The sequence below is a fragment of the Xanthomonas sp. NCPPB 3005 genome, from assembly GCF_041228095.2.
Taxonomy (GTDB): Bacteria; Pseudomonadota; Gammaproteobacteria; order Xanthomonadales; family Xanthomonadaceae; genus Xanthomonas_A; species Xanthomonas_A bonasiae.
This window is the reverse complement of the sequence record NZ_CP166096.2, coordinates 3,612,355-3,625,133: the sequence shown is the minus strand read 5'-3', so window position 1 is coordinate 3,625,133 and position 12,779 is coordinate 3,612,355. Positions and strand designations below refer to the sequence as shown.

11 protein-coding genes are annotated in these 12,779 nt (G+C 67.9%); 6 read left to right on the top strand and 5 right to left on the bottom strand.

What is annotated here, in order from left to right:
- The first annotated feature begins 37 nt into the window (after positions 1–37).
- Both AB8810_RS15640 and AB8810_RS15635 read left to right on the top strand, forming a co-directional pair.
- Entirely contained in the window at positions 38–1,639 is a 1,602-nt protein-coding gene (locus AB8810_RS15640; RefSeq protein ID WP_369914142.1) for a phytoene desaturase family protein, read from the top strand.
- A gap of 230 nt (positions 1,640–1,869) precedes the next feature.
- Complete coding sequence (locus AB8810_RS15635; protein ID WP_369914141.1) at positions 1,870–3,459, top strand: sulfotransferase; 1,590 nt, start codon at positions 1,870–1,872, stop codon at positions 3,457–3,459.
- Between the two features lie 187 nt (positions 3,460–3,646).
- On the opposite strand, the gene AB8810_RS15630 is transcribed toward AB8810_RS15635, so the two are convergent.
- A complete protein-coding gene (locus tag AB8810_RS15630) occupies positions 3,647–6,394 on the bottom strand; it encodes a TonB-dependent siderophore receptor (RefSeq protein WP_206257495.1) in 2,748 nt (915 codons plus the stop codon).
- Positions 6,395–7,141: 747 nt separating this feature from the next.
- Here AB8810_RS15630 and apbC point away from each other — a divergent pair.
- The 3 genes from apbC (at position 7,142) to AB8810_RS15615 (ending at position 9,250) form a co-directional block, all read left to right on the top strand.
- Positions 7,142–7,993: an iron-sulfur cluster carrier protein ApbC gene (gene apbC / locus AB8810_RS15625; protein WP_206228611.1), complete on the top strand. Its 852-nt coding sequence runs from the start codon at positions 7,142–7,144 to the stop codon at positions 7,991–7,993.
- 128 nt (positions 7,994–8,121) lie between these two features.
- A complete protein-coding gene (dcd, locus tag AB8810_RS15620; RefSeq protein ID WP_179563815.1) occupies positions 8,122–8,694 on the top strand; it encodes a dCTP deaminase in 573 nt (190 codons plus the stop codon).
- Positions 8,695–8,722: 28 nt separating this feature from the next.
- On the top strand, positions 8,723–9,250 hold the full coding sequence (locus AB8810_RS15615; protein ID WP_179563816.1) for an RDD family protein: 528 nt from the start codon (positions 8,723–8,725) through the stop codon (positions 9,248–9,250).
- A 98-nt stretch (positions 9,251–9,348) separates the two neighbouring features.
- On the opposite strand, the gene AB8810_RS15610 is transcribed toward AB8810_RS15615, so the two are convergent.
- The 3 genes from AB8810_RS15610 to AB8810_RS15600 are packed head-to-tail and all read right to left on the bottom strand — an operon-like array spanning position 9,349 to position 10,624.
- Positions 9,349–9,516 carry a LiaI-LiaF-like domain-containing protein gene (locus tag AB8810_RS15610; protein WP_003467495.1) on the bottom strand — a complete coding sequence of 56 codons (168 nt, stop codon included), beginning with the start codon at positions 9,514–9,516 and terminating at the stop codon, positions 9,349–9,351.
- A 28-nt stretch (positions 9,517–9,544) separates the two neighbouring features.
- Positions 9,545–9,952 carry an HIT domain-containing protein gene (locus AB8810_RS15605; RefSeq protein ID WP_179563817.1) on the bottom strand — a complete coding sequence of 136 codons (408 nt, stop codon included), beginning with the start codon at positions 9,950–9,952 and terminating at the stop codon, positions 9,545–9,547.
- 9 nt (positions 9,953–9,961) lie between these two features.
- Entirely contained in the window at positions 9,962–10,624 is a 663-nt protein-coding gene (locus tag AB8810_RS15600; RefSeq protein WP_369914140.1) for a dienelactone hydrolase family protein, read from the bottom strand.
- A gap of 193 nt (positions 10,625–10,817) precedes the next feature.
- Here AB8810_RS15600 and rimO point away from each other — a divergent pair, with 193 nt between their 5' ends.
- A complete protein-coding gene (gene rimO / locus AB8810_RS15595) occupies positions 10,818–12,215 on the top strand; it encodes a 30S ribosomal protein S12 methylthiotransferase RimO (RefSeq protein WP_369914139.1) in 1,398 nt (465 codons plus the stop codon).
- 49 nt (positions 12,216–12,264) lie between these two features.
- Here the strand turns inward: rimO and greB are convergent, their stop codons facing one another.
- On the bottom strand, positions 12,265–12,771 hold the full coding sequence (gene greB / locus AB8810_RS15590; RefSeq protein WP_145700821.1) for a transcription elongation factor GreB: 507 nt from the start codon (positions 12,769–12,771) through the stop codon (positions 12,265–12,267).
- Positions 12,772–12,779 lie beyond the last annotated feature (8 nt).

The following is a 12,779-nucleotide window of genomic DNA, read 5'->3' as shown; positions in this document are numbered from 1 at the left end:
GCAGGCGTGAGGCCGGCGGGCCGGTATCATCCCCGGGATGAAGCGCGAACCGTCCTGCGATGCCCTGATCGTCGGCGCCGGCCACAACGGCCTGGTCTGCGCCGCCTACCTGGCGCGCGCCGGCTGGAAGGTCACCGTGCTGGAGCGGCGCGGCGTAGTCGGCGGCGCCGCGGTCACCGAGGAATTCCATCCGGGCTTCCGCAATTCGGTGGCGTCCTACACGGTGTCGCTGCTGCAGCCGAAGGTGATCGCCGATCTGGACCTGGCCGCACACGGGCTGCGCATCGTGCCGCGGCGCTGCAACAACTTCGTGCCGCTGCCCGACGACCGCTACCTGCTGGCCGGCGCCGGCATCACCCAGGCGCAGGTGGCGAAGTTCTCCGCTCGCGACGCCGAGCGCCTGCCGGCCTACGAAGCGCGGCTGGAGCGCATCGCCGACGTGCTGCGTGCGCTGGCGCTGCAGCCGCCGCCGAACGTCACCGATGGCGGCTGGGTGCAGGCGCTGCCGGAACTGCTGCGTGCCGGCCGCCTCGGCCGTCGCCTGCATGCGCTCGATCCCGGCCTGCGCCAGGAGCTGCTGGACCTGTTCACCATCTCCGCCGCCGAGTACCTGGAGCGCTGGTTCGAGAGCGACCCGGTCAAGGCCTTGTTCGGCTTCGACGGCATCGTCGGCAACTACGCCAGCCCGTACACGCCGGGCTCGGCCTACGTGCTGCTGCACCACGTGTTCGGCGAGAGCAATGGGGTCAAGGGCGCCTGGGGCCATGCGCTCGGCGGCATGGGCGCGATCACCCAGGCGATGGCCAAGGCGGCGATCGCCGCCGGCGCGCAGATCCGCACCGACGCCGGCGTGCGCGAGATCCTGGTCGAGGACGGGCGCGCGGTCGGCGTGGTCACCGAACACGGCGAGCGCCTGCATGCGCGCCGCGTTGTCGCCAACGTCAATCCCAAGCTGCTGTACGAGCGCCTGCTCGACCCGGCGCAGGTGCCGGCCGCCACCCGCGAACGCATGGCCAACTGGCGCTGCGGTTCGGGCACGTTCCGGATGAACGTGGCGCTGTCACGCTTGCCGCGGTTCCGCGCGCTGCCGGGGCAGGGCGATCACCTCACCGCCGGCATCATCCTGGCGCCGAGCCTGGACTACATGGATCGCGCCTACCGCGATGCGCGCGCGCATGGCTGGTCGCGCGAGCCCATCGTCGAACTGCTGATCCCCAGCACGCTGGACGATTCGCTCGCGCCGCCCGGCCAGCACGTGGCCAGCCTGTTCTGCCAGCACGTGGCGCCGCAGCTGGCGGACGGGCGCAGCTGGGACGCGCACCGCGACGAGGTGGCCGAGTTGATGATCGCCACCGTCGAGCGCTACGCGCCGGGCTTCGCCGACTCGGTGCTGGGCCGGCAGGCGCTGACCCCGCTGGACCTGGAGCGCACCTTCGGCCTGATCGGCGGCGACATCTTCCATGGCGCGCTGAGCCTCAACCAGTTGTTCAGCGCGCGCCCGATGCTCGGCCAGGCCAGCTACCGCGGCGCGATTCCCGGCCTGTACCTGTGCGGCTCCGGTACCCACCCGGGCGGCGGCGTGACCGGCGCGCCCGGGCACAATGCGGCGATGGCGTTGCTGGGCGATGGGCGGCGCTGACTGAGCGCGGTGCCGTTTGCCGGCGCCGCGGTGCGGTGCCTTCGTTTCACGGACGGCTGCGCCGGTGCCGCTGCCGCCATTGCGCCGCTCGGTGCGCGGGTCCGATGCGACGTAGCGCAGGCATCCGCTTCAAGGCCATCGTTCCGATCGCCGGGCATAATGGCTGACCGCTCGCTCGAACCGTGGCGTTCTCGCGCCGGCGCTGGCTTCCTCCGACATCAGGCCCCTCCATGACCGAACAGGTTCAGCTCTACAACCAGGCCGTCGCCGCGCTCAACCAGCGCGACTGGGGCCAGGCGCAGCGGCTCGCGCAGCAGCTTCTGCGCGCGTTGCCGCAACACCCCGGCGTGCATTTCGTGGCCGGCGTGGCGGCGTTGGAGTTGAAACAGATGCAACCCGCCGCGGCGCACCTGTATCAGGCGACGACGTTGAATCCGCAGCGTGCGGACTACGCGACGCAGCTGGCCAAGGTGCTGGCGATGGGACGCTTCATGCAGGAGGCGCAGCGCTTCGCCGACCAGGCGATGGCGTTGCGCCCGACCGACGCGCACACGCTGGACACGCTGGGCGTGGTCTATACCCAGGTCAACGAGCACGTCGCCGCGCTGCAGGCGTTCACCCAGGCGGTGCAACTCGCGCCGCAGCAGGCCAGCTTCCGCTACAACCTCGGCACCTCGCTGCTGTTCTCCGGGCGCCTGCAGGAAGCCGAGCAGGAATACCGGGCCTGCCTGGCGCTGGAGCCGCGCTACTGGAAGGTCTATCTGTCGCTGTCGCAACTGCGCAAGTGGAGCGCGGAGGAGAACAACCTGGCCATGCTGGAGCAGGCGCTGGCTTCGGCCGGCGACGCCCCGGAAGCGGTGCTGTATCTCAACCTGGCGCTGGCCAAGGAGCACGAGGATCTCGGCGACTACCATGCCGCGTTCCGTGGCTACGTGCAGGGCAAGGCGGTACAGAAGCGCGCGCGCGGCTACACGTCCGAGCACGATGCGGTGCTGTTCGAGGCGTTGCAGCGTGCCTTCCGCGCCGACGCTGCGCCCACGTCAGGCTTCGACAGCCAGGAGCCGATCTTCGTGGTCGGCATGCCGCGCAGCGGCACCACCCTGGTGGACCGGATCCTGTCCAGCCATCCGCAGGTGCACTCGGCCGGCGAGCTGCAGAATTTCTCGGTGGCGCTCAAGCGCCTGGTGCGCACGCCATCGCCGGCGATCCTGGACGTGGCCACGCTGACCCGGCTGCAGGGGCTGGACTGGCGCGAACTCGGCCGTGCGTACGTCGAGTCCACTCGTCCCGGCACCGCCGCCAAGCCGCGCTTCGTGGACAAGCTGCCGCACAATTTCCTGTACGTGGGACACATCGCGCGCGCCTTGCCGAATGCGCGCATCGTCTGCCTGCGGCGCGATCCGATGGACACCTGCCTGAGCAACTTCCGCCAGCTGTTCGCCTTGTCTTCGCCGTACTACGACTATTCCTTCGACCTGATGGACGTCGGTCGCTACTACCTGATGTTCGAACGGTTGATGGCGCACTGGCGCGCGCTGTTCCCGCAGCGGTTCATGGAGATCGACTACGAAGACCTGGTGCTGGAGCAGGAGCCGACCACGCGCCGCCTGCTGGAGTTCTGCGGATTGCCGTGGGACGACGCCTGCCTGCGCTTCGAGCAGAATCAGGCGCCGGTGGCCACCGCCAGCGTGGTGCAGGTGCGCACGTCGATGACCCGCGCCTACATGGGCCGTTGGCAACGTTACGGCGAGGATCTCGCCGAGCTGAAACAACTGCTCGAGACGCAATCGCTCGAAGCGGCGGGGCAAGGCAACCGCTGAGGCGGCACGCCCCTTACGGTAACCACCGACCGAACGAAAAGGCCGCGCCATCGCGTGTGCGGCCGTGGGTCATTGCGGGCGTCAAAGCGGACGCTTGCAGTCGCTGTCGCGCATATTCCGCCGGCAGGCGCCACGCATAAAAAAAGCCCACCCTCGCGGGTGGGCTTTGGTGTCGCTTCAGGCGCGATTACTTGCCGAACGAATAACGCATTTCCATAAGGTACGCGCGACCGTACACATCGTAGTTGTACGAGTTGTACGGCGAGCTCGAACTGCCCGGGTAGGACGCGTCGAAGGGCGGCATCTTGTTGAACACGTTGGTGACCATCAGCGACAGCTCCATGCCCTCGAACGCCGTGTAGGTGACGCTGGCGTTGTGGGTGATGTGCGACGGCAGCTTGCCGGCGCGCGGCGCGGCGTAGCCGGCGGTGCTGAGATTTGCCGCGTAGTTTGGGGTCTTGTCGAACCAGCTGGCGTACCAGGTGGTCGAGAAGTCGCCGATCTCCCAGGTCAGCGAGGCGTCGGCCTTGCGCTTCGGGTCCGTGCTCCAGTACGGGTTGTTGAGCAGGTCGACCGGTTCGTCACCCGCGTACTGCGTGTACTCGTGGCTGATCTTCTGCGTATAGCTGACCACGGTGCTGAGGTCGCCCCAACGTCCGAAGTCGTAGCCGTAGCGGAACGAGGCGACGGCCATTTCCAGCTTCTGGTTGGAGACGTTGATCTTCGGCGTGTAGATTGCCGTGATCTGGCCGGCCGCGTTGCGGGTGACCTGCGCCATCGCGCTGGTGCACAGCGCCGAGCTGATGTCGTCGATGCCGGCGCGGCAACGGTAGTCCTGCAGGCTCAGCGCATCGGCGCTCTGCTGGGTGACTTCATCGCTGATGTCCCAGTTGAGGTAGTCGAAGGTCAGCGCCATGCGGTCGACCGGCGACCACACGAAGCCTGCGCTCCACACGTCGGCATTGATCGGCTTCAGGCCGAGGTTGCCGGACTGCGTGCCCCGGAACTGGCGGCTGGAATAGGCGGCCGGGCAGCTGTCGGTGTTGCCCGGCAGGTAGCCGCGCTGTGCGCACTGGTAGTAGTCGATCACGCTGTTGTAGTAGCCGCTCTCGCCCTGGTACTGGTCGGACAGGGTCGGCGCGCGGAACGCGGTGCCGTACTTGCCGCGCAGCAGCAGCGACTGGAACGGACGGTATTCCAGCGCGATGCTGTAGGTCGGCTTGTCGACGGTGGTGCCGCTGGCCTTGAACGCGTCGTAGCGGCCGGCCAGGGTGATGGTCAGCGGATCGAACACCGGCATGCGCAGTTCCGAGGTCAGCGCGTAGCGGTCGCGGTCGCCGCCGCCGGCCACCGAGGTCAGGCCCCACACTTCGCCGTTGAGGATTTCCGGTGCCGGATCGTAGTCCCACTTCTGCTTGCCGTATTCGCCGACCACGGCCAGGCCCGCGTCGCCGCCGGGCAGGGCGAACAGCTTGGCGTTGGTCAGCTGCAGGCGCAGCATGCTGTCGGAGGTCTTGCTCTTGTTGGTCGCGTGGCCGGTGAAGCTGGCGAATTCTTCCGGCGTGATCGGCGAGTAGAACGCCGCGTAGTTGGGCGTATAGACCGGATAGGCGTTGTAGTACGGATCCAGGCCCTGCTGCGGTCCCAGCACCTTGTTGATGAAGAACTGGTCGATCGGGTCCTTGAAGCGGACGAAGTTGCGCTCTTCCAGCTTGTACTGGGTGTAGGTGACGCCGGCGTCGTAGTCCCAGCTCGACTGGCCGAGCGTGCCCTGCGCGCCGAAGGTGACGCGGACCGACTCGCTGGTGTCGCGGCTCATCGTGTCGTTGAAGCCGTTCGGACCGACTTCCTCAGGCGCGAACGAGCGCTGCAGGTTGACCAGGTCGTCCAGGTTCGGGTCGTAGTAGTAGCCGAAGTCGGCGCTGGTACCCCACCACAGATAGTTGCCGCCGGAGTTGTACTTGACCTGGTCCTTGCTGTAGAGGACGTCGCCGTACAGCTGCACGTTGTCGTTGAGGTCGAAGGTGCCGTGCACGTACGCCTGCAGCGACTTCTGGCCGTTGTCCAGGGTGCGGTAGCCCGGGGTGTACTTGGAGCCGCAGTAGTATTCGTCGCCGAAGCCCGGACGCTGCTGCAGGGCCATGGTGCCGCCGAACAGGCCGGAAACATTGCCGCAGTTGGCCGGGTCGAGGAACTTGTAGCTGGTGAACGGGCTGTACACCAGGAAGTCGCGGCTGATCAGCGGCGCGGTGTAGCCCTGCGTGTTGTACTGCTTGGTCAGGCTGCGGTCGTAGGCCCAGATCGGGTCCTTCTCTTCGTACTGCACGCCGCCGAGCACGGAGGTGCGGCCGTCGGCGGAGGTCCAGCCGTCGGCGAAGGTGGCGCGGAAGTTGCTGCCGCCGCCTTCGGAGTAGCCGCCGCCGCGGATGCTGAACACCGCGCCGTCCATCTTCTTCTTGAGGATGACGTTGATCACGCCGGCGATCGCGTCCGAGCCGTACAGCGACGACTGGCCGCCCGGCAGGATCTCGATGCGGTCGACCAGGTCGATCGGAATGCCGCTGATGTTGTTGAAGGTGTCGCTGCCGTTGTACAGCGCCGGGTAGTTCGACATCGGCCGGCCGTCGATCAGGTACTTCACGTAGCCCGGCGACAGGCCGAACAGGCTGACCGTCTTCGCGCCCTGGGTGAAGGAGCCGGAGGTCTGGCCGCCCTGGACTGCGCCGGTCGCGAACGAGCTCTTCTGCAGCACATCGGCCACCGAATTGAAGCCACGGGCCTTGATGTCTTCGGCGGTGATGGTGGTGACCGGCGTGGCGGTCTCGATCTCGCTCTGCGGGATCAGCGAGCCGGTAACGGTAACCCGCTCCAGGTCGGTGGCCTTGGTGTCGGTGCTGTCCTGCGCGAAGGCGCTGAACGCGGCCGGCACGACCATGGCGGTCACCAGCGCCGCGCTCAGGCGGCTGTGCTTGAAACTACGTGTCTGACGAGCAGTCATTTCTCTCTATCCCCGGAAATCAATAAAGAAAAGGCGGGTGGCGTCGTGCCACGGCATATGCCTTGAATTGGGGTCGCATCCATGCGAGCGACCCAAACGTAACACGAACTTAACGCGGTTTGTACAGGTCCGTCACGTTTTGGTGCTAGCAGTTGCATCTGCAGCGATCGGGCGGCAAACGCCCGGCAAATGTGGCTGTAGGTGTCGGGTGCGGCATCGCTCGCGCTGCTTTGCACCAATTCGGGGCCTGGCCGAGACAGGTAGATGAATGGGGTTCGGGGCGTTTTCGGCGCGTTTCAGAAAGCCTGAAAAGTCGGGTCTGTGCGCGGAAGGGACATCGCTGCGAACCCGATCGTCTGTACGCGCGGCATGCACCAATGCGGTGAGGCGTTTCGCCATAATGGGGAATGGATGGCGATGGCGAGTCGCGCCGCTGCCATGGATGCGTTGTTGATCGCTGCCGCAAGCGGGCACAGCAAATGAGGTAGCGGCGGTTGCATTACCCCGTGCGCTCGGCGATCGCGGGTTCGAACGCGCAAATGCGCGCGGCGCGCGACCGGCCGCGGCGATCGCGCGCCGCGTCCGGCCCGATACGCAAGACGCCCGCCCTGTGTCACCCTTCCTTTCTTTTCGCCAGCTGCAGCGCACTGCGCGCAGGCCGGCATCACCTCCGCGAGTTTTCCCATGACCGACCGTCCCCGCATTCCCGCCCACGCCGTCCAGCCCAACCTCGCGCCGCTGCCGCGGGTCCGCAACGTCATCGCCATCGGTTCCGGCAAGGGCGGGGTGGGCAAGTCCACCACTGCGGTGAACCTGGCGCTGGCGCTGCAGCGCCAGGGCGCGCGGGTCGGGGTGCTGGATGCCGATGTCTATGGCCCCAGCGTGCCGGCCATGCTCGGCCTGAGCGGCCGCCCGGACAGCCCCGACAACAAGTCGATCGAGCCGATGCGCGCGTTCGGCATCGAGGCGATGTCGATCGGCCTGCTGGTGGACCAGGACACGCCGATGATCTGGCGCGGGCCGATGGCCACCTCGGCGCTGACCCAGTTGTTCACCGATACGCTGTGGGACGACCTGGACTACCTGCTGATCGACCTGCCGCCGGGCACCGGCGACATCCAGTTGACCCTGGCGCAGAAGATCCCGGTCGCCGGCGCGGTGATCGTGACCACCCCGCAGGACATCGCCACGCTGGATGCGAAGAAGGCGCTGAAGATGTTCGAGAAGGTCGAAGTGCCGGTGCTGGGCATCGTCGAGAACATGGCGGTGCATACCTGCACGCAGTGCGGCCATGTCGAGCACCTGTTCGGCGAAGGCGGCGGCCAGCGCATGGCGCAGCAGTACGGCGTGCCGCTGCTGGGTTCGCTGCCGCTGGCGATCGCGATCCGCGAGCAGGGCGACGCCGGCACCCCGATCGTCGCCGCGGCCCCGGACTCGGCCGCGGCGCTGGCCTATCTGGCGACCGCGCAGCGCCTGACCGAGGAACTGCGCAAGCGGCCGCGCGCCTCGATCCCGATCGCCGCCTCGCTGCTCTGAGCGCCGCCGCGGCCGCCGCGAACGCGCCGCGACCGGCTAGAATCGCCGGTCACTGCGGCCCGCTCCGGCGTCGGCCGCGCTCCCGGCGGGCAGGTTCCGGCCTGCCGCCACAGGCATCAGGAAGACGTATGAGCATCAAGAGCGACCGCTGGATCCGCCGCATGTCCGAGCAGCACGGCATGATCGCGCCCTACGAGCCGGGCCAGGTGAAGCAGCTCAACGGCGAGCGCATCGTCAGCTACGGCACCTCCAGCTACGGCTACGACGTGCGCTGCTCGCGCGAGTTCAAGGTGTTCACCAACATCAACTCGACCATCGTCGATCCCAAGCGCTTCGATCCGAAGAGCTTCGTGGACATCGAGGCCGACGAATGCATCATCCCGCCCAACAGCTTCGCCCTGGCGCGCACGGTGGAATTCTTCCGCATCCCGCGCGACACGCTGGTGGTGTGCCTGGGCAAGAGCACTTATGCGCGCTGCGGCATCATCGTCAATGTCACGCCGCTGGAGCCGGAGTGGGAAGGGCACGTCACCCTGGAATTCAGCAACACCACGCCGCTGCCGGCGCGCATCTACGCCAACGAAGGCGTGGCGCAGATGCTGTTCTTCCAGTCCGACGCCGACGACGTCTGCGAGACCAGCTACAAGGACCGCGGCGGCAAGTACCAGGGCCAGACCGGCGTGACCCTGCCCAAGACCTGAGTTTTCCCAACAGCACAAGGAGCGCGCAATGAACGATCCCAATCCCTACCAGGCGCCCGAGGCGCCGCTGCCGTCGGCGCCGCTGGCGCTGGACGGCACCGAGGTGCTGGCCGGCCGCGGCGAGCGCTTCGGCGCGGCGCTGATCGACGGCGTGATTTCGCTGGCGACCTTTTTGCCGCTGGCCGCGCTCACCGGCTATTTCGGCAGGGTGATGGACGCGGCGCGCGGTGGCGAGCCGATGCCGTGGCTGACCATGGCCGGATACGCGGTGCTGTCGTTCGTGGTGTTCCTGGTGGTGCAGGGCTATCCGCTGGCCAAGACCGGGCAGACCTGGGGCAAGAAGCTGCTGTGGATCCGTATCGCCGATCTGGAAGGCGGGCAACCGCCGCTGTGGCGGCTGATCGCGCTGCGCTACCTGCCGACCCAACTGCTGGCGTTGGTGCCGATCGTAGGCAACTTCTATGCGCTGGTGGATGCGCTGTTCATCTTCCGCAAGGACAAGCGCTGCCTGCACGACCTGATCGCCGGCACCCAGGTGGTCAACGTCCGCCGTTGAGGCGCCGTGCCGGCCGCCGCGCATCGGCGGCCGGCAGCCAGGAGGGTGGAGATCGCCGGATCGAATCCCCAATCCCGAATCCCCAATCCCGGCATCTACTACTTGCCGCGCCCGAACAGCATGCCCACGCCGACCGCGACCAGGATCGCCGGCCACCAGGTGGCGATCAGCCGGCCCAGGCTGAGATTGGTCCAGCCCAGGTTGTTGGCCAGGAACACCAGGCCGATCACGATCAGCACGATGGCGGCGATCACATTGGATTTCATGGAGACGCGGCTTCCGCTAAAAGGGCGCCTATCGTAGCCGTTGCCGCCACGTCGCAACACGGGTCTGCAGGACATCGGCGTCCAGCCGCTGCGCCGTGCCGCTGCCCCATACCGGCCCGGGCCAGGCCGCGTCGCCTTCGTGGCGCCCGACCAGGTGCACGTGCAATTGGCGCACGATATTGCCCAGAGCGCCGATGTTGAGTTTGTGCACGCCCGGCTCGCCGCGCAGCAACTGCGAGAGCTGGTTGATCTCTGCCAGCAGCAGGCGCTGCTGGGCGCCGTCCAGGTCGATCCATTCGCTGGCGCCGGCCACGCGCGGCACCAGCAGCAGCCATGGGAAGCGCGCGTCGTCCATCAGCCGCACCTGCGACAGCGGGCCGTCGGCGACGAACGCGCTGTCGGCCTGCAGCCGCGGGTCGAGTGCGAAATCGGCCATGGGCGCGGCTCAGCGCAGGTGTTCGGCGAGGAACGCGAGGCTGCGTTGGCGCGCGCTTTCGGAACTGTCGGCCTCGTAGTGGTTCGGGTCGACATGGCGGTCGAAGCCGTGCCCGGCCGGATACACGTAGGTCTGCATCTGCGGCAATTTCTCGCGATGCTGCTGCACCGAGTCCGGCGGAATGCTGCTGTCCTGCGCGCCGAAGTGGAACAGCACCGGCGCCTTCGGCGTCTCGTCGAGGAACTGGGTGTTGCGCCCGCCGTAGTAGCTCACCGAAGGCAGGCCCAGCCGCAGCGCGGCCAGCAGCGCGACGCTGCCGCCCCAGCAGTAGCCGACAGTGCCCACCTTGCCGGCCGGCGTCAGCGCCTGCGCCGCGGCCTGCACGATGTCCAGCGCCTTGTCGAAGCCGAGCGCGCCGACCAGTTCCAGGCCCTTTTGCACGCCGTCCTGGTCGTAGTTCAGCTGCATGTCCTTCTCCACCGGATCGAACAGGCCCGGTGCCAGCACTTCGTAGCCTTGCGCGGCGTAATAGTCGGCGACCTCGCGGATGTAGGCGGTGACGCCGAAGATCTCCTGGATCAGCACCAGGCCGCCGCGCGGAGCGCCTTCCGGCACGGCGTGCCAGGCGGCGACCTGGCCGTGCGGGGTATCGAGGGTAGTCCAGTGGCCCATGGTGCGTTCCTGTGGCGGGGAGAGAGACGAGGATTATCCATGCCGGCGGCTAGGCGGCTGTCAACGCGATTGGGATGGGGTGTGCCATGCGCAGCGGCTTGCGTGCCCGTCGCGCAATCCGGCCGCGTGGCGGCTCCTGCCCGGTATAATCCGCGCGGTTTTTTCTCCCAGGCCCCTTGGACCCAGGCCCTCCATGTCCCTCGCGAACCCCAAAGTCGGCTTCGTCAGCCTCGGCTGCCCGAAGGCGCTGGTCGACTCCGAACGCATCCTCACCCAACTGCGCGTGGAGGGTTACGCGATCGTGCCCAGCTACGATGCGGCCGACGTGGTGGTGGTCAATACCTGCGGCTTCATCGACTCGGCCGTGGCCGAATCGATGGAGGCGATCGGCGAGGCCATGGCCGAGAACGGCAAGGTCATCGTCACCGGTTGCCTGGGCAAGCGCTCGGAGCAGATCCGCGCGGCCTACCCGGACGTGCTGGCGGTGTCCGGTCCGCAGGACTATCAGAGCGTGATGGAAGCGGTGCATGCGGCGTTGCCGCCGCGCCACGACCCGTTCGTGGACCTGCTGCCGCGCGGGCGCCACGGCGTGCGCGACGAGGACGGCGTCGGGGTCAAGCTGACCCCGCGCCACTACGCGTACCTGAAGATCTCCGAGGGCTGCAATCACCGCTGCAGTTTCTGCATCATTCCCTCGATGCGCGGCGACCTGGATTCGCGCCCGGTCGACGAGGTGCTGCGCGAGGCCGAGCGGCTGGTCAAGGGCGGGGTGCGCGAACTGCTGGTGGTGTCGCAGGACACCTCGGCCTACGGCGTGGACCTGAAATACGCCGAGCGCGAATGGCGCGGCCGCCGCTACCAGACGCGGATGAAGGCGCTATGCGAGGGGTTGTCGGAACTGGGCGTGTGGACGCGGCTGCACTACGTGTATCCGTACCCGCACGTGGACGAGGTGATCCCGCTGATGGCCGATGGCAAGCTGCTGCCGTACCTGGACATCCCGTTCCAGCATGCCAGCCCGCGCATCCTGCGGCTGATGAAGCGGCCGGGCGCGGTCGAGCGTACCCTGGAGCGGGTGCAGCGCTGGCGCGCGCTGTGTCCGGACATCACCTTGCGCTCGACCTTCATCGTCGGCTTCCCCGGCGAGACCGAGGCCGAGTTCGAGCAATTGCTGGAGTTCCTCGACGCCGCCCAGCTCGACCGCGTCGGCGCGTTCGCCTATTCGCCGGTCGAGGGCGCCAGCGCCAACGCGCTGCCCGATCCGGTACCGGAAGAGGTCAAGCAGGAGCGGCTGGCGCGCTTCATGGCCAGGCAGGCCGACATCTCCGCGGCGCGCCTGGAGGCCAAGATCGGCAGCGTGCAGCAATGCCTGGTCGATCTGCTCGAGGACGGCATCGCGGTGGCGCGCTCGAAGGCCGATGCGCCGGAAATCGACGGCCTGGTGCACATCCAGAACGGCGCCGAGCGCGGCCTGCAGCCGGGCGATCTGGTCGATGTGGAGATCACCGACAGCGACGAACACGACCTGTTCGGCGAGGCGTTGCCGGCGGGCACTGCGCAGCCGCGCGCGTTGGACCTGCGAGTGCTGTGAGCGAGGCCGCCGGCCGTGCCGGCGCGCCCCGGTGAGGACGGCGCGGCGCTCAGCGCGCGGCGTAGTCCACCGACACCACCACGAAGCTGTGGCGGCCGCCGGGCAGCTGCGCCTCGATCTCGTCGTCGATGCGCTTCTTCAGCAGCGCCCGCGCCAGCGGCGAGTCGATGCTGATCCAGCCGCGGCCGGCATCGGTCTCATCCGGGCCGACGATGCGGTAGCGCAGCAGCTCGCCGCTGTCGGCGTCCTCCAGTTCGACCACGGCGCCGAAGAACACCGCCTGCGGATCGGACGGCGCGGTATCCACCACGCGCAGCGCTTCCAGACGCTTGCTCAGGTAGCGCACGCGGCGGTCGATCTCGCCCAGCTGCTTCTTGCGGTAGGTGTACTCGGCATTTTCCGAGCGGTCGCCCTCGGCCGCGGCCGCGGCCAGCGCCTTGACCACCTCCGGGCGGCGCACGCGCCACAGTTCTTCCAGCTCGGCCTTGAGCCGGGCGTGGCCTTCGGCGGTGATCAGGGCGGTGCTCTTTTCGGCAGGGGGGCGCCAGCGGCTCATCGGGGTCG